Consider the following 25,419-nt stretch of genomic DNA (forward strand, 5'->3'; position numbering starts at 1 on the left):
AATTTATTTATTGTTTGTATTTGATCCCAATGCCTAAAATGTATCCGTTACCGGTGTTAAAATCATATACTTCATGATCGTCATTGTCAATAAGTATGTACTTTTTATTAAAATTATAACCAGCTTTAAAATTTAAAAACCAATTTCGGTCTACGTTTCTTTCATATTCTATTGCCGAGGTCATTTGAGATAAACTCGCTTTTGTAGCCTGTTTGTTTAAATTAATTTGTGAATCTAAATTGTAAAAATTACCATTAAAAATATTGCTTAAGCTGAACTTGTTCCGGGTATTATTTGAATATTCTATTTTAGAATCTGGAAAACCTATTGATAAACTGCTTTCATTATTTATTTTATAATTTAAAGCCAAAATCGGTATGAACTTAGGGTAACCAAAAGCCGCTGTTCTCGAAACTCCAATGTTTAAATCTGTATTAGAATTCAAATGCTGATTAATCGCAAAACTTCCTAAAATTGTCACATCAGAGATATCAAAACTTCGCTGAAAATTTGCTGTCGGCGTTATAGTAAAATCCAATTTTGTTGTTTGTGTAATACTTTGTGTAAACTTAAATTGATTTTGTAATTGATTAAATTGAGTCGGATTTTCAAGCGATTCAAAATCTTCTGTTTCATAATTGACATTCAGGTGTGCATATTCTAACGAATTCGATATTTTGCTTTTGCTATTTATTTCTTTATTGACTTTGAAGCTAATACCAGTCTCGTTAAAATTAATTTTATCTGTAGGTTCTGTTTTTAAATTCATATTTACTGAAAAATTATCTTGAGCTTTCAGACTAAAAAATGAAATTGTAAAAAGCGAACATATTAGAAACCGTATTTTCATTACTTATTTATTGGCCCAAAAGTAGGTGCCTAATGTTTTTTAAAAAAAGAAGATATATGTATTGGGCGTTTTGATAGACAAAAGAGCCTTTTTTACGGCCGAATGAAGTATTTATGGTCTAAATGCTACTGTAGATGGTTTACTGCTATTTATAGTATAAAAATACTATGTCGTATATGTTATAGTGTGGTGCAGAGGAGTGCATTTTATATTTGTCCAAAAAATTTATTATGCACAAGTTTATACTAATGTTGTTTTTTCTTATCACAATGCTTTCATGTGGTACAGATACGGATGCCGGCGAATTTGTTGTAGGGTCAGATTATTTAGCTTTAAGTAATAAAGTTGTTTTGATTGATACTGTGACGGTCGAAATGTCAACTATAAATTTTGATTCGCTTGTGACTTCTAGTCAGAGCCGGATATTAATTGGGAATTATGATGATCCAATTTTTGGGAAAGTAAAGTCTGATAGTTATTTTCAGCTGACCCCAAGCACTTATAGCTTAAATAATGGAGGGTCAGACACCGAAACAACAAATTATGTTTTTGATTCTATTGCAATGATTCTGAAATATGATAATTATTATTATGGCGATACTACAAAAGTGCAAACTTTTGATATTCATCGTCTGACTCAGAAAGTAAAACCAAATACTGAGGACGACAGTTTTTATAATAACTCTGTTTTGAGTTATAGTGATGAAAGTATTGGTACAATCTCGTATAAACCAAGACCTACTGAAAAGGATTCTATTACAATAAAAATGAATGATGAATTTGGTGTAGCAATTTTTCAAAAATTAAAGAAAAGGGAAATTACAGATTTTGATAGTTTTTCAGAATATTTGAAAGGACTTGTATTGGTTTCTTCAGCTTCGAATTCTTCGAGTGTAGTTGGTTTTAAAGCGGGAATGAGTAAAGTTAGATTGTATTATTCAAAATATCAGGCAGATACAGAAGAGACGCCTTATGTAGTTGATTTTACAATTTCGGATGCATCAAAACAGTTTAATTCTATTTCTTTGGATAAAACAGGAACCTTACTTCAAAATTTACCCATTTCGAGTAGTAAATTATCAAGTTCGCTTACAAATCGACAAGGGTTTATTCAATCTGGAACTGGTGTAGCCTGCAGAATTGATTTTCCAAATATTAAACAACTGAAGTATATTTCAGATAAAGGTGCTATTGTTAATGCAGAGTTACTTTTAAAACCTGTCAATAATTCCTATTCAGAGCAATATCCTTTAGCCGATTCTTTGAAAGTTTATGTAGCCGATAATTTAAATAGAATAAGCGGTTCTTTACAAAATACAGCAGGAACCTATGTATATGGTACTTTAAATAAGAAAAGCGATGAATTTAATGAAAGTGTTGGGTATGTAATTCCTATTGGTGGTTTTCTACAAGAAGAAATGTGGAAACAATCTGATTCCAGATCCTCTCTTATTCTGACGTTACCAGGAATTTCTAAAGCTGTAAACAGAATTGTTTTGGGAGATCAAAAACATACGGACAATAAAATTCAACTTAAAATTTATTACATCTCTTATTAAATGAAAAGTAAAATAGTTTATTTAAGTGGCGCCATATTGATGTCGTTGACTTCATTTTCCCAAAGTATTTCAAGTTCACCTTATTCATTATATGGAGTTGGGAGTTTATACGATTCTGATTTTGGGGCAATCCCTTCTATTGGATCGTCTGGAATTGCTTTGCCATCAGACACATTTATTAATAATTTGAATCCATCCTCATTAGGGTATTTACCCCAAAATCATTTTATGTTTGATATTGGAGGCAAAGCTATCGCAACAACCTATCAGAGTGGTTCGAGAACAGAGAATCGTAATAATTTTCAATTTTCGCATATTGCTTTTGCTTTTCCAGTTACAAAGAAATCTGGTTTTAGTGTTGCTTTGAGACCATATTCGAGTGCAACATTCAAAATTTCTAATTTAAAACTACCAATTGAAAACAGTCAGGAGTATTATTACCTGACGGCTACTGGTTCCGGAGGATTAAATAATTTTGATTTTTCATACGGATATCGATTTGGAAAAAAGTTGTCAGTTGGAGTCTCAGCCGCTTTATTATTTGGGAATACAACTGATGATCGCACTTCTTTAATAGTAAGTTCAGTTACAAACATCCATAAAAAGACAGATTATAATGGTTTGCGCGCGACTTTAGGAGCGCAGTATAAAATTGATTCTACGTTCACAATTGGTTCAACGCTTAAAATGCCAACTCAAATTAAGGCATCTAAAGTTCAGACGGTTCAAACTATTACGGATGAGGTTGTGACTACTATAGAATCAGATGTTGCCTCTGATACAGATGATTATTATATGCCTTTAGAGGTTGGAGTGGGGATTAGTAAGCGCTTTAGGAATAATCTGAATATGACATTAGATTACGAAAAAAGTTTATGGAACGATTCCAATCAATCTGAATTATATGGCGATTTTGTAAATCAGGATAGATTTGCACTTGGATTTACCTATAAAGCAAAAAAAAATTTTCGAAAATATTGGGATAGTGTTCAGTATGCAGCGGGAGCAAATTTTGATACCGGTTATCTTGAGGTTGATGGTAAACGCGTAAATAACGCAGCTATCTCTATTGGGCTTTCTCTTCCAATAGAAAACACTTATTCAGCTTTAAATATTTCCTACTCTTATGGTCAAAAGGGAAAAATTTCAGATAATCTAATAAAAGAAAATTACCATAAAATATCCCTTAATTTATCATTAGATGGAATCTGGTTCGTTAAACGAAAAATAGAATAGGGGAGTTAAAAATCTTTTTTTATTACCGGATACTTATAATTTAATATAGACTCTAAAACGGCGGGATCTGAATTGACATAAAATTCAGGCTCGCCTTTTTTGTTATCAGAGAATCCAACTTTTTCGCGCAAAATATTTTGTGTCTGACGAGCCACGGCTTCTCCGGAATCAATAATCTGAATATGTTCAGGGAGGATTTTTTTGATCTGTGGAATCAAATAGGGGTAATGACTGCATCCTAACACCAGGTAGTCGATATTAGCATCAATCATTGGTTGCAAGTATGATTCTAATAATTGAGTCATTTCTGGCGAGTTCAGGTTTCCGTCTTCAATAAGCTGAACAAGGCCGTGACCAACTTGTTCAATAATTGTAGTATGCTGAAACATTTCGGCAGTTTTATTGAACAGTTCGCTATTTAATGTTCCCCTGGTAGCTAAAATTCCGATTACTTGCGTTTTTGAATTATTAGCTGCAGGTTTTATTGCAGGTTCAATTCCTATAAATGGAATGTCATAAGTTGCTCGAAGTTCTCGAATTGCATTTGTTGTTGCAGTATTACAGGCTACAACAATTAATTTACAGTTCATTTGAAGTAAAAAATCAACATTCTTTTTACTTAGAGCGACAATCTCTTCTTTGGTTCTTTGACCATACGGAGCATTTTTGCTATCAGCTAAATATATAGTTTTTTCGTTTGGGAGTAGATCGTGAATGGCGCTCCAAATGGAAGTTCCTCCAATACCGGAATCAAAAACGCCTATAGGATTGTTGTTCGTCATACTACAAATTTAGTATTTTTTTGAAATAGATTTATATCCTTAGTAAACTGAAATTAGAGAATACTATTGTTTTTTAATTTTAAATTAATATACAAAAAAAACTGCCCAAACTTTTTTTAAAATTTGGGCAGTTTATAATAGGAGATCCGTTTTTTTTAAAACCCTAAATCTTTTTTTACATCAGCAGTAATGTTTGGACCATCAGCTAAGATTAAAGTAGAACCATCTAATATGTATTGGTATCCTTTAGCTTTTCCAACTTTTTGGATAGAAGCTTTTACTTTTTCCATAATTGGTTTTACGATGTCAGAATCTTTTTGTTGTAATTCTTTTTGAGCATTATCTCTGTAAGAAGTAATTCTTCCTTGCATATCCTGAACTTCTTTAGAACGCTCTGCATTTACAGCTTCAGTTACAGTTGCAGCTTCAGCTTCATACTTTTTGATTTTAGTTTGATATTCATCAATCATTTTTTTGTATTCAGCATCATATGTAGCACTTAATTTTTGTAGTTGATTTTGAGCATCAAGCATTGCAGGCATTTTCGACATAATCTCGCTAACATCAACATGGGCTACCTTAGCCTGTGCATTCATTGTGTTACTTGCTCCTAAAATTAGTATGGCAGCAATTAGTAAAGTTTTGATTTGTTTCATCATTTTTAAAAATATTAATTAATTATTGGTCGTATTTGATTTTTGTGTTTCGGCTTCTTTTGCTTTCTTAGCCGCTTCTCTTTCTTCTAGTATTTTCTTTCTTCTCTCTTCTAATTCTTTTTTACGTTGCTCGTAAAGTTTTTGTCTTTCTTCGGCCTTATTTACAGCTGGTTCAGTTGTTGGTGTTTCACCTGTTCCAGCAGGCTTGGCCGTAGCATCAGTGCCTGTTTCAGTTGTTTTTGTGGCTTCAGTTGTTTTTGCAGGTTCAGAAACCGTGCCATTTTTTTTGGCTTCTCTTTCTGCTAATATTGCTTTTCTTCTGTCGTCATATTCTTTTTTCTTGGCCTCTTGTTCTAATCTTCTGTCTTCAATTAGTTTTTCTCTCGCTGCCTTTTTCTCGTCAAGCGCTTTTTGGCGGTCTGCCATCGCCGGATTTTCGTCAATTGCATTTTCTTTACTTTCTTTCGCTTCCTGATCTTTCAATTGTTTTTTAGTCAATTGCTCGCGTTTATCAGTTCTGTTTAAAATACGAATGACCTGATCGCTGATATCAAATTTCTTATTGCTGAAAAGCATTGTCAAATCTGATGATTTATCAAAAATGAAATCGTAATTTTTAGCTTCAGCAATATCCTGAACAGCAGTAAAAACCTGATCCTGTATTGGTTTTGCCAATGCTGCTTTCTGATGAATTAAATTTCCATTAGAACCAAATTGCTTTTGCTGATAATCCAGCATTTCATCTTCGAGAAATTTAATTTCAGTTTCTCTTTCATCAATAAGCTCTTTGGTCAATAAAGCTTTTTCTGCTTTAAGACTTTCCTTAAGCGTATTTATATCTATTTTTTTGGCTTCAATTTCTTGTTTCCACTTTTGGGCCTTCAATTCTAGTTGAGCTGTGGCTTCTTTGTAATCAGAAACATTTTCCAAAATGTATTCCATGTCGATATAGCCAATTCGAGTGGTTCTTGTCTGAGCCTCACTTGTATTTGCTACAATCAGGGCTAAAAATATAAATAAAAATTGTTTTCTCATAACATTACTTTATTTTCAAATTTTTAGCCAAATGTACTAAAAATTGGACTAAAATTGTTGACCAATGATAAAGTGCGTTTCCCAACCGTTTGCTTTATTAGTAACAGATCCCGGAAGTGCATCAAATCCATATCCAAAATCAATACCTAACAATCCAAATGCAGGCATAAATACACGTAAACCAACACCTGCCGAACGATTTAAGTCAAACGGATTATAATCTTTAAATGTTGGATAAGATGAACCAGCTTCCAAGAACGTTAATGCGTAAATAGACGCTGACGCTTTCAATGTAATTGGGTAACGTAATTCCATTGAGAATTTGTTATAAATTGTTGCTCCAATTTGTTCACCTGCAGCATTCACTGGAGTTAACGAGTTGTTTGGATAACCTCTCAACTGAATTGTTTCTCTACCATCCATTGAGTAGTTTGCCATTCCGTCTCCACCTAAATAGAAACGTTCGAAAGGCACTACTCCTCTTGCCTGATCATAAGCTCCTAAGAAACCAAATTCTGTTAATGTTCGTAATACTAGTTTGCCATAAACTTTGGTATACCAGTCAGCTTTAAATTTTACTTTGTAATATTCTAGCCAGTTATATTTTTTCTGGTCAACTTTAGCCTGATCGGTATCGGCACTTGCATAATCAGATCCAACACTGTTATATAAAGGCTGACCTGATGAGTTTGTACCTGCTACCTTTACATAATCACCGTTGTTTAATGGTTGGTTATTAGCTCCAGAAGTGTTTTCTCCGGTATACTGCATTTTATATTCTTTTTGATTTGGTAAGTCAGCATAATTAACTCCATTAAACAATGAATATGGAGGTGTTACTTTTGCCGAAATACTAAATTCAGAACCATACATTGGGAAAATTGGATTTACCCCTTTATTACTTCTTGAAAGTCCTATAGTATAAGCTAAGTTTCTTGATGCTCCGTTACCAAAAGTAAATAATCCTGTATAATAATTATTCAAATCATAATGTTGGTAACTCACAGATTGTGATAGCACAAAATAATCATCTGGTACTGTAAGACGTTTAGCTAAACCAACTTGTACTGTAAAAATATTAAAACTTTGGCTTTTATCAACAGTTCTGGTAATATAATTATTATTGAACTGCTTACTATATGATATAGATGAACTAAATTGGACTGGTTTTTTTCCTCCAAACCAAGGCTCTGAGAATGACAAACTATAGGTTTGGAAATAAGTACTCCCTTGTAGACGAAGGGCTACTTTTTGGCCATCTCCCATTGGCAAAGGTTTATAGGCTTCTTTTTTGAATATGTTCCTTGCAGAAAAGTTATTAAACGAAAGCCCTAACGTTCCGATGAAGCCACCTCCACCGTAACCTCCCTGAAGTTCAACCTGACTTGATCCTTTTTCTACCACTTGGTACTCAATATCTACTGTTCCTGCTCCTGCATCTACATTTCTGAATTCAGGTTTGATAGCCTCAGGATCAAAGAATCCTAATTGACCGATTTCACGGATTGTTCTTACTAATTGTTCTTTACTGTATTTTTCACCTGGCTTGGTTCTTAATTCACGATAAATAACATGGTCATTAGTTTTGTCGTTTCCAGTTACATATATTTTATTGAAATATGCAATCGGACCTTCAGTAACTCTGATCTCAAAATCAATTGTATCGTTAACTGTTCTTACTTCTACAGAGTTAATTTTTGAAAATAAATAACCATTATTTTGATAGAGGTTAGTTATATCTTCTGCATCAGGTTTAGTATTGTCTGCAATTCGTTTTTCAAGTAAAACCCCATTATAGGTGTCTCCTTTTTTAATTCCTAAAAAGCCATTTAAAGTACGGTCAGAATAAACGGTATTTCCTAAAAATTTAATATTTCCAAAGTAGTACTTATTTCCTTCTTCCATATTAATTTTGATCGCTAGCATATTCTTCTCTTTGTTGTAAGTAACAGAGTCGTAGATAATACGGGCATCACGATATCCTTTTTCTTTATAGGCTGCAATCACCTTTTCTAAATCGGTTTTATATTTTTCAGGAATAAATTTTGAAGCTTTTAAAACACGGAAAACATTTTTTTGTTTTGTATCCTTCATCGCTCCTCTCAATTGAGAGTCAGTAAGTTGTTTGTTTCCTGTGAAATCAATACTGCTTATTTTTACCTTATCGCCTTTATCTATACGAACAAGCATATTTACCTGATTTCCGGCAGTAGTATCTGGAGTATTAGTTATAGTTACTTTAGTGTTGTAATAACCTTCTTTTTTGTATTTGTTTTCTATGTAATTTTTCGTGGTTGTAATTAGGTTTTCGTTGACAATTTTGTTCTTTGTCAGGTTGTTATCCTTAATTAGTCCCTCTATTTTACTCTTTTTAACGCCAACAATTTTAACTTCGTTTAATTTAGGAAGCTCGACGATATCCAAATCTAAATAGATACTGTCATTTTCAATTTTATTTACATAAAAAGCAATTTCATCAAATAGGCCAAGTTTTCCTAATTTTTTAATTGCGCCACTTATTTCTTCACCTGGTACAGTTATTTCCTGTCCTTTTTGAAGTCCAGAAAAAGTAACAACAGTTTGTTCATTGAAGCTTATTTTACCAACAACAGAAACTTTAGCAAGAATATATTTTTTTCCTTGATCAAAAGGGACTCTTTCTTGTGCTTTTATTTGTGAAAAACTACCCAAAAGAAGTAGGGTAAAGACTATTTGTATTCTTTTTTGTAACACTAAAAAATTATTTAATTTGTTCACTGGTTTTTCCAAATCTACGTTCTCTTTTTTGATAACTAATAATAGCCTCATATAAATCTTGATCTTTAAAGTCTGGCCACAAGACATTAGTAAAATATAATTCTGCATAGGCTATTTGCCAAAGCAAAAAATTACTTATTCTATGTTCTCCACTTGTTCGTATTAATAAATCTACATCAGGTAAATTTTGCGTGTAAAGATGCTCATTTATAATTGAATCGTCAATAGTGTCTAATGAAATTATATTATTTTTAACTTTATCACTGATGATTCTAACAGCATTTACCAATTCTTCCCGTGATCCGTAGCTTAAGGCCAGAGTTAGAGTGAGACGCGTATTGTTTTTTGTCTTATCAATAACGTCAAGAAGTTCTTTTTGAGCTGACTTTGGTAACTTTTCAAGATTTCCAATTGCGTTAAGTCTAATGTTGTTTTCCTGCAGCGTAACCAGTTCTTTTTTTAATGAATTAATTAATATTTTCATTAAAGCTTCAACTTCCAGTTTAGGTCGATTCCAGTTTTCTGTTGAAAAAGCGTAAAGGGTTAAATACTCTATACCAAGTTTGGCACAAGTAGTAATTGTTTTTTTTACCGATTTGGTTCCGTTTTCATGACCGAAAGCACGCAGAAAGCCTTGTTGTTTGGCCCAACGTCCATTTCCGTCCATAATAATGGCCAGATGTTTAGGTAAGTTTGTTTTGTCTATAGAGTCTATTAGGTTCATTGTATTATTCTGCGCAATAGCAAGGTTTTTGTCCAAAGGTATAGGTTAAAGTAATACCTGAAAAGACATACCAGTCATTATTATTTAAATTTCCAAAACGATAAGCACTATCCTCTTCAGGATTGCTTCCGTCTATGTTGTCTGCAAATGTATAGCGCGCTCCAACTTCTGCAGCTAAAACAAGACGTCTGCTTATGTTTGATTTTACTCCTAATATAATAGGTATAGCAAGTGAACTGTCGTAATGTCCTTTTGTTAGCTGGTTGGTAGAGGGATCTCTGTAAAATTCTCTATAATTGAAAAAGCTTAAACCCGAAAAAACGTAAGGTGTGACTTTTAAACCAGATTCATGTAAATTGAAATCAAAAAAATTAAATTCTAATCCAGCTGATACTTCTTTAATTGTATTGCTGAAACTATAGCCTCTTTTGTTTCTTCCTGTTTCGTCTGAAGCGGCATCATTAGCTGATACATTAGATTGTGTATACGAGAATCTATAAGAATGGCGAGGACTTTTATTCCATTTATACAAAACACCAAAAGCTAATTTTTCAGGGGCAATATAAGTTGTGCTTCCTACGTCACCTACAAAGTTGCTTCCACCAAGAAAAACACCTATCTCATTGATTTGAGCATTTAGTGTGATAAAGGGGAAAAAACATAACAATAAATTAAAAATTTTCTTCATTTAATTCAAAATTGCGTGCAAATATAATAATTATCGATACGAATCAACGTTCCTTTAGTTAAATGTGCTTTTTTTTCAATTTACGATATGATTTTGAGACATTTAATGATGATTCACTACATGCAGAACGGGAAAATGTGGTATTATCGTATAGTGTGGTGTCAGAAAAAGGTTTAATTTCTTTTGTCTTCTCCCCAAAGCAATTTGTTTCTCAAGGTTTTTAAGAAGGTTTCGCCTGGGATTTCTACCATTTTTATTTTGTAATCTGTTTTTTTGATGGTTAAAACAGATTCATTTTTTACGGATGAAATTCTGGAGTCCAGCGAAATTAAATATTGATCTTCTCTTCCGGAAACACGAAGTTTTATTTCGGTGTCATCAGGAATTACTAGTGGTCTTGCTGTTAAGTTGTGTGGGGCAATAGGTGTAATTACTAAGCTTGCTACATTCGGTGTTAATATTGGTCCGCCACAACTAAGGGAATATCCTGTTGAACCAGTTGGTGTTGAAATGATTAAGCCATCTGCCCAGTATGAATTTAAATATTCATTATTCAGGTAAGTTTCAACCGTAATCATCGAAGTCGTGTCTTTTCGGCTTACCGTAACTTCGTTCATGGCAAAATTCATTTCTGCAATGGCATCATTTTGTGGTTCACAAGTCAGACTCAATAATGTTCTTTCTGTAGTAGTATATTTTTTGTCGATTACAAATTGCAAAAAGCTGTCAATTTTTTCTTTTTGAACTGTTGCCAAAAAACCTAATCTTCCTGCGTTGATACCTAAAATTGGCACACCAGAGTTGCGAACTAAAGTTGCTGCTCTCAATATAGTCCCGTCACCGCCAATACTAATAAGCATTTCAAAACTGCTGTCTAGAGAAGTACTGGATGAAAAAGTTTTGTATTCTTTTTGTATAAGCTCTTTTTCATAAAGCATTTTCAGGAAAGTTTCTTCAATTACCATTTCTACATTATTGGACTTGAAAAACTGAAAAATATCTTTAATAATAGGTTCGGTACTGTTTTGATAATACTGTCCGTATATGGCTACTTTCATTCTTTTTAATTAGATAATGTGTCTATTAGATAATGTGTCTATTAAAAAAAAAGATAAATGTGAGGGTAGAATTATCTAACTGACACATTATCTAATTTTCTGATTTATATGTTCAGGTATTTGTCTAAATAGTCGGATCGTTCTTTTAAGCTATTTATATAGGCATCTTCCTGGTGTTCTGAGACAATTTCATAATTGTATCGTCGAAATGTCTGAATAATTTCATTCATTGGTCCAACGCCAATTTTTACTGTTATTTGAACATTTTCTAAATCAGCTTCAGATATAAAACAACCCAGGATTTTACCATTGTTACTTTCTACAATTTGGGTTACCTGACCCATTGAATAATCCAAAAGTCCTTTTTGAACAATTATAATACCGCCTTGTTCCTTTAAAAATGGAGTTTCCTGAAAAAATTTCATGATGTCTTCCATCTCATAATAACCTACATAGGTATTATTTTCATCAATAACCGGAACTGTATTAGTGTGGTTTTTGGCAAAAACTTCTAAAACATCAAGCCACAACATTGATTTTCTGGCAAAGAAACGTTCTAAAGTGTATTTGTAATCAATCGCTTTTTTATCAGTATCAAAAGTTTCAACATCATCAGAAGCAATACTTCCAATAAAAATATTGTTTTCCAAAACCGGAAAATGCGAAAAATTAACATCGGCAAAAAAGTCCTGAACCGAGGCTATCGTTTCCTGACTATCAATTGCTCGAAAATCGTTTGTGATATAGTTGGTAATTTCTGTCATAAATCAGTTGGAGATATTTGATGCAAAATAATCAAAAAATAGCAAAAACTGCTACGTTTTACTTTGTATTTTTGTCGTAACAAATATAGTGTTACTAGAATTAATTATCTACTTATATGACAAAGTTAAGTGTAAATATCAATAAAATTGCAACCTTAAGAAACGCACGTGGGGGAAATGTTCCTGATTTATTAAAAGTAGCCAGCGATATCCAGAAATTTGGCGGGCAGGGAATTACTATTCATCCACGTCCAGATGAGCGTCATATACGTTATCAGGATGCACGAGATTTAAAATCCATAGTTTATACTGAATATAATATTGAAGGAAATCCTCAGCATAATTTTATTGATTTGGTTTTAGAATGTAAGCCAACTCAGGTTACGTTGGTTCCTGATGCAATTGGAGCAATTACTTCTTCTGCAGGTTGGGATACAATAAAAAATCAGGATTATTTAACAGAGGTTATTCAGGAATTTCAACGTAATGGAATTAGAACTTCGATTTTTGTTGACCCGATTTTGGAAATGATCGAAGGTGCTAAAAAAACAGGAACCGACAGAATTGAATTATATACTGAAGCATTTGCGCATGAGTATGCTTTAGGAAATAAAAGTGGAATAGATCCTTATGTAAAAGCTGCCGAGTTAGCAAACAAATTAGATTTGGGAATAAATGCAGGTCACGATTTAAGTTTGGATAATATTCAGTTTTTTAAACAAAATATCCCAGGATTATTGGAGGTTTCTATTGGACACGCTTTAATTTCTGAGGCCATTTATCTTGGTTTGGATAATGTGGTAAATATGTATTTGAATAAACTAAAATAATATTAAAAATTAAACAATTATAACCTGATATAATTGGGTTATAATTGTGTATTTTCGCACTTTTCTTATTAAAAGTCTAGTGTCAAAAATTATAATTTTCCTTTTTTCTCTCTCTTTTTTCAATGTATTTGCGCAGTCTAAAGCCGCTATACAGGGGGAGATAAAATCTTCTCAAAAAGAAAATCTGGTTGGTTCCGGTATCTTAATTCAATCCAATAATCAGAATTTTTATAGTATATCAGATTCCTTAGGTAATTTTTCTTCAAAATTGGAGCCTGGGATTATTCATCTTCAGGTAAATGCCTTAGGTTATTTAGAGAGAAAGATCAGTTTTGAACTTAAAAAAGATACTTTACTTTCCATAATTTTAGAAAAAGATTTTTCTATATTGGATGAGGTTGTTGTTGCAAATACCAAGAAAAGTGGTATAACAGCGCTTTCAGGTGGCAAGTTGTCTTTTAATTTAAAAGAGTTGTCATCAGTTCCCACTGTTTTGGGGACTACAGATATTATCAAACTTTTGCAATTGACACCCGGTGTTCAGAATTCAGGTGATGCAAATGGTTATTTGTATGTTCGGGGTGGCGATCCGGGTCATAATGCTATTTTGTACAATGGAACTCCCGTATATGGAATGTCGCATTTGTTAGGTATTTTTCCCTTCTATAACACGGATCATATACAACAGGTTGAGTTTGATAAATCAAGTTCAAATGCAAAGTACGGAGGACGATTAAGTTCGACAACGCTTTTGATTCCGAACAAAAAAACACCATCGGAATTTGTTATTCAGGGGAATGTAGGTATTTTGGCCTCACAATTAAATTTTGCCATTCCTTTAACTGAAAAAACAGGAGTTTATATCTCTGGAAGGAAAACGTATATTGATGAAATTGTTGCGCCCATATTGAAATCCGGGTCAAAAAACAATGATGTTCAGGATATGAAATATGGTTTTTCAGATGGAAATTTCACTTTCATTTCTCAAATTTCAAAAAGGAATCTTTTTTCTGTAGACGCATTTGTCAGCGGAGACGAGTTGAAAATCAGGGATAATAATCTGGCACTTAGAACGAGTTTAAAATGGAGTAATTTTACGGTTTCACCAACTTTAATCACTACACTTTCTCCTAAAGTAAGCATGTCGAATTCTGTGTATTTCAGTCAATATTCAAATGATTTGAATATGGAACAGGCAACAATTCAGTTCGAAGTTTCGTCTTATGTAAAAGATTTTGGTTTTACTAATGCGGTTCAATATTCAATTAAAAATATTCCTTTTGAATCAGGATTTCAATATGTTTATCACGATTTACAACCTCAAAAGGTAAACGTCGAAAATTTGACAACAACTAACAATGCATCTCAAAATAGTTTGATTAATGCTAATGAGGCGTCAATTTTTACTACCATAAAACCAAAGTTATCTAATAATATCACAGCAGAATTTGGACTTAGAATCAATTATTATACTTCAGGTTCACAGGATTCTTATTTGCATTTTCAGCCTCGGGTTTTGCTAAATTATTTGGCGAATGAAAAGTATTCTTTTTACGGATCTTACAACAAACAATATCAATATTTGAGTTTGATCACAACTTCGAGTGTTGGAATTCCCACCGATTTTTGGATCGCCAGTTCTGATGGAATAAAACCGCAATCTTCAAATGAATTTTCTATTGGTTCAAATCAGAATATTTCCAGGAACTGGACTTCTTCTTTGGGAGGATTTTATCGTTCTATGAAAGATTTACTCGAATATCCTTACGGAGTAACTCAGTTTAATGAAACAACAACCTTAAAAAATGATTTACTGGTTGGAAAAGGAAAAGCCTATGGGCTAGAAATGATGCTCCGAAAAAGCAACGGAAAATTTACAGGTTGGTTGAGTTATACCTTAAGCTGGTCTAATCGAAATTTTGATGAGCTTAATAATGGAAATACCTATTTTGCCAAATACGACAGGAGGCATAATCTTTCGGTAGTGGGAATGTACGATCTTAATTCAAAGTGGAATTTCGGTATAACTCAGGTTTTTAGTTCAGGAAACCGATTTACAATGCCAACTTCCTGGTATTTCATCAATAATAATCCGGTCAAAGAATATTCAGGATATAACAATGCGCAAATGCCAAATTATATTAGAACCGATCTTTCTGTAAATTATTTTTTCGTGAAAACCAATAAAAAGGAAAGTGCGCTAAACTTTTCAATTTATAATACATTCAATATTGCAAATCCAATTTATGTCGTGTTGAATGTTCAGGTAAGTGAGAATAAAGATAGTGTAATTGTAAAACAGGAAGAGAAAGTTTTATACCGAATTTTGCCTTCAATAAGCTGGAGATTTAAATTTTAAAAAATGAAAAAATATCTACTATTTGTTTTTGCCATCATAATAACGAGTTGCTCAAGTGATAATGTTAGTGAGCAGAAAAGTTTGGAATCTAAACTTGTGGTCGAAGGATGGATTGAAGAAGGCGATTACCCGCAGGTCTTACTATCAAGCAGTATTCCTGTTACTGATGTAATTGATTCTACAAGTGTTTTGAATCATGTAATAAGATCCGCAAAAATCACGATTTCTGACGGACAAAACTCAGAGGTTTTAAGAGTTAAAAATGACAAGAACAGAGTGCCGCCATTTGTGTATTTTGGGTCAACTTTAAAAGCAGAAGCAGGAAAAGAATATTCGCTTAAAATTGAATATTTAAATAGAATTGTGACAGCAGTAACCAAAGTCCCAAAATCGGTCCCGCTTAAAAGCGCTGAATATATTAAGAAAGTTGAGACAGATACTACAGGTTATGTTTTTGTAAAGTTTGATGATCCTGTAAATGAGAAAAACTACTATCAGATTGCGACAAAAATTGATGGTGAAGAACCTATTTTTGTTCCTTCGTTTTATGGTAATTTAGACGACAAAAATTTTAGTGCCTCTCAAGTTTCGGTACAAGTAAACAGAGGGATTTTACTTTTTCCCAAAACAAAATTTACACCTTTTTTTAAAGATGGAGATTTGATTTATGTAAAATTAAGAACTCAGGATAAAGAAGCTTTAGATTTCTGGAACAGTTGGCAAAACGAAATTGTAAACAGTAAAAATCCAATATATCCGGCAAATGCGAGTTTGAAATCTAATATAAAAGGAGGAATAGGTATTTGGGCAGGATATGGTCAAAGTACTTTAATTCTTAGAACACCTCAAAAAAAATAAAGCCGATCTGAATGATTTCAAATCGGCTTTAAGTTGTTTTTTAAAAGATTTTTATTTCTTGAAAGAAGTATAAAAGTCTTTAAATTTTGTATTTAGATTTTCAAATCCTTTTGAAAAATATACACTCATTGCAACTTCAGTATTGTCATTGAATTTTAAATAATATACTTCAGTGTAATATTTAATTTCGATTGTTGAATTCTCATCATAAGTCCAGTAACCACCATTAGAATCAGTAGCATCTACAACCCATTTTTGAAGTGGATGATAACTTCCATCTTCTTCTGAGTGCACAACAACATCAGCTATTTTAGTTCCATCCTTTTTAGATGCTAAAATTGCTTTTATGTTTTTATTTAAACTAGCAGCAGTACCTTGAGAATATTTTAAATTATTACTGTTTTCATTAATGTAGAAGTCTTTGTTGTCAAAATCAACGTCAACTAAGCTTTTTTCTAAATTTTCACTGTCAGTTCCCAAATTAACTATGTCAGCTTCACTTATAATTACAAAGTTGTCCATGATTTTAACCAAACCATTAGCTTTACCTGTGTATTGATTAAGTTCTGGTGTATTAATTAAATTATCGATATCAGCAGTACTTCCTACATTAAATTCGATTAGATTTTTACCATTATAAGTAAAAGATGCTTTTGAAGTAGATTCAGCCGCTTTTTTACCATTCATTTCCCAAGTATAACCATCATTCAAAGTTATTTTATAAGCATATTCTTCAGGAGATTTGTTTTTAGACGAATATTTTGCAGTTGAAGCTAAAGTAGCGCTTGGATTACCATCAATTGTTAAAACTGCATCTACAGAAGTAGGTAAATAAAACCAATCTACAACAGAAGGAGTTGATTCCCAATGTCCTGTTTCGTCATTATATCCCCATTCTCCGTACGTGTCTATATTAGAGAATTTTATATCAGAAGAAGTGCTTTTAGATGTTAATATTGCATTGTTTGCAGTTTGAGATCCTTTTGCAGGGAAAACAAATTTTAATTCAGTTGTTGAAGCTGTTTTTGTCCATGTTTTGTTGGTATTATCCCAAGTGTAAATACCGTAAACACCAGAAATGTTTAAAACTTCTTCTACTCCATTGTCACTTTTTCCATCAAAAAGATCAATGTGCTTAAGCTTAAATAAACGACCTAAGTTTTGAATTGCTTCGATGGCACCAGAACTTTTTGATTTGTCCAATTGAACCAGCATTTCATTAGATTCAACTTCGACTTTAATTTTTTGATCTTCCGGAGTTAATTTAGAGTAAGGTTGTTTAACAATTTCTGCAATTTGTTCAGCTAGTGTTTGCTCAGTTGTTGGAGGTGTTGGAGTAGGTGTTGTTTCAGGGCTGTCTTCGCTAGAGCATGAGATTGTTAGTTGAGATGCAACTAATGATAATAATAGGATTTTTTTAATCATGGTTTGTGGTTTAATTAAATGACTAATCAGGATTTTTCTGACTTAATTTTTTCGAGCGCAATGTACATTTTAATATCGAAATGGGATTACGGGAAACCGTAAAGCTGTAAACTTTTTTTTAATAAAATTAAGGTAAATGTGATTTTTATAGAATGGGTTCTGTTAGAGATTAATAGATAAGTTTTCTACCTTTGTGTTCTGTTTTTAAAATCAAAATACAAATGTTATACTCAAAAATAGAAGGTGAAGGAAAGCCATTTATCATTATGCACGGTTTTCTTGGAATGTCTGATAACTGGAAAACACTTGCCGGACAATACGTAGAAGCCGGATTTCAGGTTCATATTTTAGATTTAAGAAATCATGGTCGTAGTTTTCATTCGGATGAATGGAGTTATGAAGCCATGGTGCAAGATGTATTTGAATATTGTCAGGCAAATCAATTAACGAGAATTGATATTTTGGGACATTCGATGGGCGGAAAAGTAGCGATGCTTTTTGCAACGACACACCCTGAAATTGTAGATAAGTTGATCGTGGCAGATATCGGTCCGAGATTTTACAAACAACACCATCAGGATATTTTGGCAGGATTAAACGCCGTTGACTTTTCAGTAAAACCAAGTCGAAATGATGTTGAAGCAATCGTGGCGCAATACGTTCCTGATTTTGGAACGCGTCAATTTCTTTTGAAAAATTTATACTGGAAGGAGCCGGGACAATTGGCTTTTAGATTTAATCTGGAAGTTTTTAATAATAATTTGGATGCCATCGGAAAAGCGTTGTCAGAGGGTTTGGTTTTTGATAAACCAACATTATTCATAAGAGGAGGGAGTTCTGGTTATATTGCCGATTCTGATTTTGATTCCATACGTCAGCATTTTCCAAATACAAAATTCGAAACGATTCCAAATGCCGGGCATTGGCTTCATGCCGAAAACCCTAAAATGTTCTTTGAGATGACAACAGAGTTTTTAAAAGAATAATTTTTATAGCCACAGATTAAAGGCTTGCCATAGATTAAAAATCTTTATAATCCTTTAATCTGTGGCAAAAAATAAAAATGCGATAGTGGGTAAATATAAAATTCACTACTTTTATTAAAACTTTTAAATCATAAACTATGAAATTAATACTTAGACTTCTTGTTACCGCGGCTTTAGTTTTACTAATTGCTAATTTTCTGCCAGGAGTTCATGTTGCCAGTTTTGCCACGGCTGTAATCGTTGCAGTAGTTCTGGGATTATTAAATCTTTTTATAAAACCAATTCTGGTAATCCTAACTTTGCCGGTTACATTCATTACCTTAGGATTGTTTTTATTGGTAATTAACGCCATCATTATTCTGCTTTGTACTAATATAGTAGGGGGTTTTGCAGTTGATACATTCTGGACAGCTTTATTCTTTAGTATCATCTTATCTATACTTCAATCTATTACTTATAAAATATTAGGAGACGATAAATAAATTGAAATAAAAGTGGGTTTAAAACCACTTCAAATACAATACATTAAAAACTTGGTTGGGTTGCAAAAATTTTATAATTTTGCAACCCAATTTTATTATGTAAATTAAAGAAGAAGATGGATATTAAAAGAGTAGCAATAGACGCTGTGAATGAAACGATTGTAATGACAGTTGTTCACATGGATTATAAAGGTCAAGTAGCAAAAAGAATAAACGAAAAAATGCCATTGGCTACTGTTAAAGGTTTTAGAAAAGGACAAGTTCCTAAAGACCTTGTTGAAAAACAATATGGAAAAGCAATTAAGCAGGAAGAAGTTAAAAAAGTAGTTGATTTGGCTTTAGAGCGTTTTGTTCAATCTGAAAGATTAAATCTTTTAGGAACTCCTCTTGCTAAAGAAAACGAAAACTTTGATTGGGATGCTGAAGAGCTAACTTTCGAATACGAAATTGGTTTGGTTCCTAACTTCGAAATTGATTTAGAAGCAAAAAATAATATCGTAAAATATATCGTTACTGCTGATGATAAATTAATCGACGGACAAGTAGAGCGTATCCAAAAACAATTTGGAAAAGCAATTCCACAAGATAAAGTTGAAGCTGATTCTGATTTGACAGGAACTTTCTCTAACGAAGAAAAAGGTATCAACAATACAACTACAATTTCTGTATCTACATTCAACAAAAAAGCAGGTGATAAATTCATCGGTAAAAAAGTTGGTGATGTTGTAACAGTAAGTACAAAAGGTTTATTCGAAGATGATCACCAATTAATGGATTACTTAAAAGTTGGTCATGATGATGTTCACGGTTTAGATATCGAAGTAAACTTTACTATCGAGGCTATCAACGGAGCTGAATTGGCTGAATTAAACCAGGATTTATTTGATAAACTTTTTGGTGAAGGAAAAGTAGCTTCTTTAGAAGATTTGAAAGCTAAAATTAAAGAAGATGCTGAAGCTCAATTCGCGCAACAAGCAGATCAAAAATTATTATTAGATGTTCAGGATTTCTTAATCGAAAATACAAAATTTGATTTACCAGCTGAATTCCTGAAAAAATGGTTGCAAACTGTTGGAGAGAAAAAACTTTCTGCAGAAGAAGCTGAAGTTGAATACGCAAGATCTGAAAAAGGTTTGCGTTTTCAATTAATCGAAGGAAAAGCAATGGCTCAAAGTAATATCCAAATTACATTTGAAGATTTGAAAGCTTTTACAACAAACGCTATCAGACAACAAATGGCTCAATTTGGTCAAACAAATCCAACTGACGAAGAAGTTCAGGGAATTGTTGCAAGAGTTTTATCTAACCAGGAAGAGGTAAAAAGATTATCTGAGCAAGTAGTTGCTGAAAAATTATTGGAAGTGTTTAAAGAAAAAGCAAATCCAACAACTAAAGAAGTAACTTACGAAGAATTTATCGCTGCGTCTTACGGAGAATAAATTCAGTCAAAAAGTCAAAAGTTATAAAGTCAAAAGTTATAAAGTCAAAAGTTAGGAGTACAGCCAATTGGTTTTATTTCAAATTTTAAGATTTTATTACAGATATTGAAAGATAAAAAATAGTTATATTTGAGCGTCAAGAGATTTTTCTTGACGCTCTTTTATTTGTTTCAAGTTTTCGAACTTCAATAAACCTGAAACTTGAAACCTGAAACAATTTTAAAATAAGACAAATTGACATCCTTTATAAAGAGGTATAACCTTTGATGGAAGAATATACAGATATTACGTAAAACTTAGAACACTTAAAATATGAACTACGGTAAAGAATTCAAAAAATTTGCTACAAAGCACCAAGGAGTAAACGCAATGTATTACGATAAAATCGTAGCAGCGATGAACCCAACAAACATGACTCCATACATTATTGAAGAACGTCAGCTGAATGTTTCTCAATTAGACGTGTTTTCAAGATTAATGATGGACAGAATTATCTTTTTAGGAACTGGTATCGACGATCAAATCGCTAATATCGTTCAGGCTCAGTTATTATTTTTAGAAAGCGCTGATGCATCAAAAGATATTCAAATTTATCTAAATTCTCCGGGAGGAAGTGTTTACGCAGGATTAGGAATTTATGATACCATGCAATATATCAAACCAGACGTAGCGACAATTTGTACAGGTATGGCAGCTTCAATGGGTGCTGTGTTATTATGTGCAGGAGCAGCAGGAAAACGTTCGGCTTTGCCACATTCAAGAGTAATGATTCACCAGCCATCGGGAGGAGCACAAGGTGTTGCAACTGATATGGAAATCAACTTACGTGAAATGTTGAAACTGAAAGATGAATTATACAACATTATTTCACACCATTCAGGACAAACTTTCGAAAGAGTACATAAAGACAGTGAGCGTGACTACTGGATGAAAGCTGACGAAGCTAAAGAATACGGAATGATTGATGAAGTATTAAGAAGAGGATAATTCTAAAGTCTTTAAGTTGCAGAGATACTAAGTCTTAAAGTTTTCTCTGTCAATTGAAAAATAAAATAAAAATATTAAGCTGTAAAGGGCTAAGTTTTTAAGTTTTAAATTAAAAAGCTCAGAAACTTAGTATCTTTGCAGCTTAGTAACTTAAGTAAAGAATGGCAAAAGTAGTATTAGAATGTTCGTTTTGTGGAAGAAAGAAGCCAGAAACTAATTTATTGATTGCTGGTATTAATGCACATATCTGTGATAAGTGTATTGAACAAGCACACGGAATTGTATTAGAAGAATTAAAATCAAGTGGAAGCGCAAAATTAGTTGGTGACTTAATTTTAAAGAAGCCAAAAGAAATAAGAGCTTTCTTAGATCAATATGTTATTGGTCAGGATCAGACAAAAAAAGTAATGTCAGTTGCGGTTTACAATCACTACAAACGTTTAATGCAACAGCAATTAGATGATGAAGTAGAGATTGAGAAAAGTAATATCATTATGGTAGGTCAAACCGGAACCGGAAAAACATTGGTAGCTAAAACTATCGCAAAAATGTTAGACGTTCCTTTGGCTATTGTTGATGCAACTGTACTTACTGAAGCAGGTTATGTAGGAGAAGATGTTGAAAGTATTTTGACACGTCTATTACAAGCTGCTGATTACGATGTAGCTAAAGCAGAAAGAGGAATCGTATTTATTGATGAAATTGATAAAATTGCCCGTAAGAGCGATAATCCATCAATAACTCGTGACGTTTCTGGTGAAGGTGTACAACAAGCTTTATTGAAATTATTAGAAGGAACAGTTGTTAACGTACCACCAAAAGGAGGACGTAAACACCCAGATCAAAAATTTGTTGAGGTAAATACGCAGAATATCTTGTTTATTGCCGGTGGAGCTTTTGATGGCGTTGAGCGTATTATTTCAAAACGTTTAAACCGTCAGGCAGTTGGTTATTCTACGTCTAAAAACGTAGATAACATCGACAAGGATAATTTATTACAATATATAATTCCAAAAGACATTAAAGATTTTGGATTGATTCCGGAGATTATTGGCCGTTTACCGGTTTTGACACACATGGATCCTTTAGATAAAGAAACTTTGCGTGCGATCTTGACTCAGCCAAAAAATGCTTTGGTAAAACAATACCAAAAATTATTCTTAATGGATGATGTTGAATTTACCATTACAGATGAAGCATTAGATTTTATTGTAGACAAAGCTTTAGAATACAAATTAGGAGCTCGAGGATTGCGTTCATTATGTGAAGCAATTTTGACAGATGCTATGTATGAATTGCCAAGCTCAGACGATAAAGTCCTGACAATCGATGAAGATTATGCAAGACATACTTTGAGTAAAAACTTACTGAAAAGAATGGAAATTGCTTCTTAATTAGCAATTGATTTTATAATATTTAAAACCTGTTCATTTATTTGAACAGGTTTTTTTATACTTTTTTAAAACTGTTTTTCGTTTCTATTTTTATGTAAATTGTACACATGAAAAAAATAATCTTTGGAGTGATTTGTATTCTTATCTTTTCTTGTAATAAGAGAAGAGATGTTCAGCAAATGAGTATTTCGAAAGCAAAATATAAAGCGGATTTCATTTCAAGTGTAAAACCGCGTAGAGAAATCGAAGCGGTTGATTATAATGAATATTTTAAGGAAGCAAAGCAATATTGCAAAAACAATAATCTAAATCAGAACAAATTTATTTTAATTGATTTAGGATTGCATTCAGGCATAAAAAGATTTTTCATTTATGATTTTCAACAAAAGAAAATTATAAAATCCTACATAGTAAGTCATGGTTGTGGTGATAATCAATGGGGAAGAACTTCTTCAAAAGAGGATGCTCCAGTAAGTAACGAATTCGATTCGCATTCTTCTTCTATTGGTAAGTATGTTGTTTCAGACAGAGGTGTAAGTCAATGGGGAATTAAAGTGAATTACCTCTTACGGGGAAAAGAAAAGACAAATTCAAACGCTTTAAACCGAGCAATCGTTTTACATTCCTGGGAAGCAGTTCCAAACGATGAAGTTTACCCAGAAGGAACTCCGGAAGGTTGGGGATGTCCGGCAGTTTCTAATGACAGTATGAAAGAAATCGACGAACTTTTGAAAACAAATAAAAAAGTTTTAATGTGGGTTATCAAGTCTTAACTTTTGTTGTTTTTAATAGTTCTAGTATAGATCTGATCGAAATGTATCAAAAAATAGATATTCAAAATGAAAAATTATAAAAGAAAACACCTGTGAAAGCTTTTTTTCACAGGCGTTTATTAAGGATATTTGTCTTACATTCCTTGTCAGTTATGCAGGATTAGTTATGCCTGATTTCTAATACCAGGATAATTGTTGTGACCAGGTCTTTGTAATTCCAGTATAACCATCAACCCAAGTAACAGTTGCAGTTGGTAAACCATCGAATGCGAAATTTGGTGACCAATCATAACCAGAAGCAATCATTACTGAATTATTTGCATCTGATAATTGAGTAGTAAAGTTTCCATTACCCCAGTTTGAGTTAAACCACAAACCAAGAGTAACATTACCATTGTTTTCACTATTCCATCTACATTTCCAAACTGAACAATATTTTCCTAGGCTAAGAACTTTAACGAACATTTTAGTACTTTGTACCACGCCATTTAAATAAATGGTTTCATTAAACAATCCTATTGAAATTACTTTTTCTCTTTGACCATTATTGTACTGAGTACTCCATTCCTTTAGTCTGTTAGCATTAGGAATTTCTCTGGAAGTCACATCTTTTTTGGTAATTTTACCCGAAATACGACCATAAATTTCTAATTTTTTTAATAATTTTAGCTCTTCAGGACTCTTTGTTTCGTTGCTTCCTTCTAGTTTGTACAATTTATCATCATTAAGCCAGATGACTTTTCCTCCAATTTTAAGTTTTGATTCAGAGTTTAAAATTGCTTTTATTGCATCTGAATAATAATCTTTTGAAGCCTCAGTTTCGTTGTCTAGTTCTTCCTCAGTTTTTTTGATATTTAACAACGAAGGATGTCCTTTTTCTGAAATCCAATCCTGAAGTTTCGTACCTGTTTTTAATTCGGTTAATCCATTGTATTCTTTAATAAAAGATTCATCATCTTTAAAAGAAAGTAATTTTCCATCTAATACTGATAAAGAATTAGATGCTGTGTCAGGAGACTGACTTGTTTGATCTTCACTACTACAAGACAAAACTGTAGCTACTAAAAATAATGCAATTAATTTTTTCATTTTTATATTTTTAATTATTATTCCTACAAACCTACCATAAAATTTAAGATATAATTTACGTGATTCCGTAAAATGATAAGTAAATACTTTCATTTTTGGTCAAGTTGTTAAAAGTAAGTTGATTATGATTTTGATAACTAATATTTTAACATTTCCCCTGTGATTTTATAAAATATTTAAATGGATGTTTTTTAAATCTGTTGATTTTTGAGTAGTTTTTTCTTTATGATTTTAAAGAAAATAAAATTTTAAAATCATATATAGTAAGTCATCGCTGTGGCGATAATGAAGGGGGAAGAATTTCTTCAAAACAAGATGGGCCAGTAAGTAATGAATTCGATTCGCATTGTTCTTCTGTTGGCAGATATGTTATTTCAGATAGAGGCGTAAGTCAATGGAGAATTAAAGTGAATTATCTCTTGCAGGGCAAAGAAAAAACAAATTCAAATGCTGTAAAAAGAGCAATAGTTTTACATTCCTGGGAAGCCGTTCCAAACGATGAGGTTTACCCTGAAGGAACTCCGGAAGGTTGCGGATGTCCTGCGGTTTATAATGAAAGTATGACAGAAATAGATACGATATTAAAACAGAACAAAAATGTTTTAATGTGGATTATAAAATCCGACAGCAATTAGTTGTAATTTTAATTTTAATCAATTTTCGTATCTTTATAATATAACTATTAAAG

Annotated in this window: 22 protein-coding genes and 1 pseudogene; 12 read left to right on the forward strand and 11 right to left on the reverse strand. The window is 32.5% G+C overall.

Features of this window, described 5'->3' with window-relative positions; genetic code table 11:
- Positions 1-7: 7 nt before the first annotated feature.
- A complete protein-coding gene (locus tag AC3ITQ_RS08490; protein WP_489238028.1) occupies positions 8-769 on the reverse strand; it encodes a DUF6268 family outer membrane beta-barrel protein in 762 nt (253 codons plus the stop codon).
- Between the two features lie 311 nt (positions 770-1,080).
- On the opposite strand from AC3ITQ_RS08490, the gene AC3ITQ_RS08495 reads away from it, so the two are divergent.
- Entirely contained in the window at positions 1,081-2,409 is a 1,329-nt protein-coding gene (locus AC3ITQ_RS08495; RefSeq protein WP_489238030.1) for a DUF4270 family protein, read from the forward strand.
- A complete protein-coding gene (gene bamG / locus AC3ITQ_RS08500; RefSeq protein WP_489238032.1) occupies positions 2,410-3,645 on the forward strand; it encodes a BamG family beta-barrel-assembly machinery protein in 1,236 nt (411 codons plus the stop codon).
- 5 nt (positions 3,646-3,650) lie between these two features.
- On the opposite strand, the gene murI is transcribed toward bamG, so the two are convergent.
- The 8 genes from murI to AC3ITQ_RS08540 all read right to left on the reverse strand — a co-directional run bounded on the left by murI (position 3,651) and on the right by AC3ITQ_RS08540 (position 12,109).
- Entirely contained in the window at positions 3,651-4,427 is a 777-nt protein-coding gene (murI, locus tag AC3ITQ_RS08505) for a glutamate racemase (RefSeq protein ID WP_489238034.1), read from the reverse strand.
- Between the two features lie 155 nt (positions 4,428-4,582).
- Complete coding sequence (locus AC3ITQ_RS08510) at positions 4,583-5,086, reverse strand: OmpH/Skp family outer membrane protein (RefSeq protein WP_489238036.1); 504 nt, start codon at positions 5,084-5,086, stop codon at positions 4,583-4,585.
- A gap of 15 nt (positions 5,087-5,101) precedes the next feature.
- Entirely contained in the window at positions 5,102-6,118 is a 1,017-nt protein-coding gene (locus AC3ITQ_RS08515) for an OmpH/Skp family outer membrane protein (RefSeq protein WP_489238037.1), read from the reverse strand.
- 48 nt (positions 6,119-6,166) lie between these two features.
- Complete coding sequence (locus tag AC3ITQ_RS08520; protein ID WP_489238039.1) at positions 6,167-8,926, reverse strand: BamA/OMP85 family outer membrane protein; 2,760 nt, start codon at positions 8,924-8,926, stop codon at positions 6,167-6,169.
- On the reverse strand, positions 8,859-9,599 hold the full coding sequence (uppS, locus tag AC3ITQ_RS08525; protein ID WP_194657986.1) for an undecaprenyl pyrophosphate synthase: 741 nt from the start codon (positions 9,597-9,599) through the stop codon (positions 8,859-8,861). Before uppS ends, AC3ITQ_RS08520 begins: the two co-directional genes overlap by 68 nt.
- Before the next feature lie 4 nt (positions 9,600-9,603).
- Positions 9,604-10,287 carry a type IX secretion system protein PorG gene (porG, locus tag AC3ITQ_RS08530; protein WP_489238041.1) on the reverse strand — a complete coding sequence of 228 codons (684 nt, stop codon included), beginning with the start codon at positions 10,285-10,287 and terminating at the stop codon, positions 9,604-9,606.
- Between the two features lie 173 nt (positions 10,288-10,460).
- Entirely contained in the window at positions 10,461-11,345 is an 885-nt protein-coding gene (locus AC3ITQ_RS08535; RefSeq protein ID WP_489238043.1) for an NAD kinase, read from the reverse strand.
- A 104-nt stretch (positions 11,346-11,449) separates the two neighbouring features.
- A complete protein-coding gene (locus AC3ITQ_RS08540) occupies positions 11,450-12,109 on the reverse strand; it encodes a CBS domain-containing protein (RefSeq protein WP_375034316.1) in 660 nt (219 codons plus the stop codon).
- Between the two features lie 116 nt (positions 12,110-12,225).
- On the opposite strand from AC3ITQ_RS08540, the gene AC3ITQ_RS08545 reads away from it, so the two are divergent.
- The 3 genes from AC3ITQ_RS08545 (at position 12,226) to AC3ITQ_RS08555 (ending at position 16,156) form a co-directional block, all read left to right on the forward strand.
- On the forward strand, positions 12,226-12,939 hold the full coding sequence (locus AC3ITQ_RS08545; RefSeq protein ID WP_489238045.1) for a pyridoxine 5'-phosphate synthase: 714 nt from the start codon (positions 12,226-12,228) through the stop codon (positions 12,937-12,939).
- A 79-nt stretch (positions 12,940-13,018) separates the two neighbouring features.
- Positions 13,019-15,298, forward strand: coding sequence for a TonB-dependent receptor plug domain-containing protein (locus AC3ITQ_RS08550; RefSeq protein ID WP_489238047.1), 2,280 nt, complete (start codon positions 13,019-13,021; stop codon positions 15,296-15,298).
- A 3-nt stretch (positions 15,299-15,301) separates the two neighbouring features.
- Positions 15,302-16,156 (forward strand): DUF4249 domain-containing protein, encoded by an 855-nt coding sequence (locus tag AC3ITQ_RS08555; protein WP_489238049.1) that lies wholly within the window; start codon positions 15,302-15,304, stop codon positions 16,154-16,156.
- Between the two features lie 51 nt (positions 16,157-16,207).
- On the opposite strand, the gene AC3ITQ_RS08560 is transcribed toward AC3ITQ_RS08555, so the two are convergent.
- Positions 16,208-17,581, reverse strand: a complete 1,374-nt coding sequence (locus tag AC3ITQ_RS08560; RefSeq protein ID WP_489238051.1) for a hypothetical protein — start codon at positions 17,579-17,581, stop codon at positions 16,208-16,210.
- A 221-nt stretch (positions 17,582-17,802) separates the two neighbouring features.
- Between AC3ITQ_RS08560 and AC3ITQ_RS08565 the strand changes: the two genes are divergently transcribed.
- The 6 genes from AC3ITQ_RS08565 to AC3ITQ_RS08590 all read left to right on the forward strand — a co-directional run bounded on the left by AC3ITQ_RS08565 (position 17,803) and on the right by AC3ITQ_RS08590 (position 23,642).
- Positions 17,803-18,567, forward strand: coding sequence for an alpha/beta fold hydrolase (locus AC3ITQ_RS08565; RefSeq protein WP_489238053.1), 765 nt, complete (start codon positions 17,803-17,805; stop codon positions 18,565-18,567).
- Between the two features lie 137 nt (positions 18,568-18,704).
- Positions 18,705-19,049, forward strand: a complete 345-nt coding sequence (locus AC3ITQ_RS08570; RefSeq protein ID WP_072975434.1) for a phage holin family protein — start codon at positions 18,705-18,707, stop codon at positions 19,047-19,049.
- Between the two features lie 116 nt (positions 19,050-19,165).
- Positions 19,166-20,488, forward strand: a complete 1,323-nt coding sequence (locus AC3ITQ_RS08575; RefSeq protein ID WP_489238055.1) for a trigger factor — start codon at positions 19,166-19,168, stop codon at positions 20,486-20,488.
- 312 nt (positions 20,489-20,800) lie between these two features.
- The gene (gene clpP, locus AC3ITQ_RS08580; protein WP_194657997.1) at positions 20,801-21,475 is read left to right on the forward strand and encodes an ATP-dependent Clp endopeptidase proteolytic subunit ClpP; all 675 of its coding nucleotides are present in this window, start codon (positions 20,801-20,803) and stop codon (positions 21,473-21,475) included.
- A gap of 161 nt (positions 21,476-21,636) precedes the next feature.
- Positions 21,637-22,869 carry an ATP-dependent Clp protease ATP-binding subunit ClpX gene (gene clpX / locus AC3ITQ_RS08585; RefSeq protein ID WP_489238057.1) on the forward strand — a complete coding sequence of 411 codons (1,233 nt, stop codon included), beginning with the start codon at positions 21,637-21,639 and terminating at the stop codon, positions 22,867-22,869.
- A 107-nt stretch (positions 22,870-22,976) separates the two neighbouring features.
- On the forward strand, positions 22,977-23,642 hold the full coding sequence (locus tag AC3ITQ_RS08590) for a murein L,D-transpeptidase catalytic domain-containing protein (RefSeq protein WP_489238059.1): 666 nt from the start codon (positions 22,977-22,979) through the stop codon (positions 23,640-23,642).
- Between the two features lie 177 nt (positions 23,643-23,819).
- Here the strand turns inward: AC3ITQ_RS08590 and AC3ITQ_RS08595 are convergent, their stop codons facing one another.
- Positions 23,820-24,731 carry a hypothetical protein gene (locus tag AC3ITQ_RS08595; RefSeq protein ID WP_489238061.1) on the reverse strand — a complete coding sequence of 304 codons (912 nt, stop codon included), beginning with the start codon at positions 24,729-24,731 and terminating at the stop codon, positions 23,820-23,822.
- A gap of 227 nt (positions 24,732-24,958) precedes the next feature.
- Between AC3ITQ_RS08595 and AC3ITQ_RS08600 the strand changes: the two are divergent.
- Positions 24,959-25,366 (forward strand): annotated as a pseudogene (locus AC3ITQ_RS08600) (murein L,D-transpeptidase catalytic domain-containing protein); the annotation flags it as partial.
- Positions 25,367-25,419 lie beyond the last annotated feature (53 nt).

It is taken from the genome of Flavobacterium sp. KH_001, from assembly GCF_057840745.1.

Excerpts from the sequence above, each read along its gene's own strand:
- AC3ITQ_RS08595 (WP_489238061.1), bottom strand. The coding sequence starts at position 24,731 with ATGAAAAAATTAATTGCATTATTTTTAGTAGCTACAGTTTTGTCTTGT.
- bamG (WP_489238032.1), top strand. The coding sequence starts at position 2,410 with ATGAAAAGTAAAATAGTTTATTTAAGTGGCGCCATATTGATGTCGTTG.
- murI (WP_489238034.1), bottom strand. The coding sequence starts at position 4,427 with ATGACGAACAACAATCCTATAGGCGTTTTTGATTCCGGTATTGGAGGA.
- AC3ITQ_RS08495 (WP_489238030.1), top strand. The coding sequence starts at position 1,081 with ATGCACAAGTTTATACTAATGTTGTTTTTTCTTATCACAATGCTTTCA.
- AC3ITQ_RS08490 (WP_489238028.1), bottom strand. The coding sequence starts at position 769 with ATGAATTTAAAAACAGAACCTACAGATAAAATTAATTTTAACGAGACT.
- AC3ITQ_RS08540 (WP_375034316.1), bottom strand. The coding sequence starts at position 12,109 with ATGACAGAAATTACCAACTATATCACAAACGATTTTCGAGCAATTGAT.
- clpX (WP_489238057.1), top strand. The coding sequence starts at position 21,637 with ATGGCAAAAGTAGTATTAGAATGTTCGTTTTGTGGAAGAAAGAAGCCA.
- AC3ITQ_RS08520 (WP_489238039.1), bottom strand. The coding sequence starts at position 8,926 with ATGAGGCTATTATTAGTTATCAAAAAAGAGAACGTAGATTTGGAAAAA.
- uppS (WP_194657986.1), bottom strand. The coding sequence starts at position 9,599 with ATGAACCTAATAGACTCTATAGACAAAACAAACTTACCTAAACATCTG.
- AC3ITQ_RS08590 (WP_489238059.1), top strand. The coding sequence starts at position 22,977 with ATGAAAAAAATAATCTTTGGAGTGATTTGTATTCTTATCTTTTCTTGT.
- AC3ITQ_RS08510 (WP_489238036.1), bottom strand. The coding sequence starts at position 5,086 with ATGATGAAACAAATCAAAACTTTACTAATTGCTGCCATACTAATTTTA.
- porG (WP_489238041.1), bottom strand. The coding sequence starts at position 10,287 with ATGAAGAAAATTTTTAATTTATTGTTATGTTTTTTCCCCTTTATCACA.
- AC3ITQ_RS08570 (WP_072975434.1), top strand. The coding sequence starts at position 18,705 with ATGAAATTAATACTTAGACTTCTTGTTACCGCGGCTTTAGTTTTACTA.
- clpP (WP_194657997.1), top strand. The coding sequence starts at position 20,801 with ATGAACTACGGTAAAGAATTCAAAAAATTTGCTACAAAGCACCAAGGA.
- AC3ITQ_RS08535 (WP_489238043.1), bottom strand. The coding sequence starts at position 11,345 with ATGAAAGTAGCCATATACGGACAGTATTATCAAAACAGTACCGAACCT.
- AC3ITQ_RS08565 (WP_489238053.1), top strand. The coding sequence starts at position 17,803 with ATGTTATACTCAAAAATAGAAGGTGAAGGAAAGCCATTTATCATTATG.
- AC3ITQ_RS08555 (WP_489238049.1), top strand. The coding sequence starts at position 15,302 with ATGAAAAAATATCTACTATTTGTTTTTGCCATCATAATAACGAGTTGC.
- AC3ITQ_RS08575 (WP_489238055.1), top strand. The coding sequence starts at position 19,166 with ATGGATATTAAAAGAGTAGCAATAGACGCTGTGAATGAAACGATTGTA.
- AC3ITQ_RS08515 (WP_489238037.1), bottom strand. The coding sequence starts at position 6,118 with ATGAGAAAACAATTTTTATTTATATTTTTAGCCCTGATTGTAGCAAAT.
- AC3ITQ_RS08545 (WP_489238045.1), top strand. The coding sequence starts at position 12,226 with ATGACAAAGTTAAGTGTAAATATCAATAAAATTGCAACCTTAAGAAAC.
- AC3ITQ_RS08560 (WP_489238051.1), bottom strand. The coding sequence starts at position 17,581 with ATGATTAAAAAAATCCTATTATTATCATTAGTTGCATCTCAACTAACA.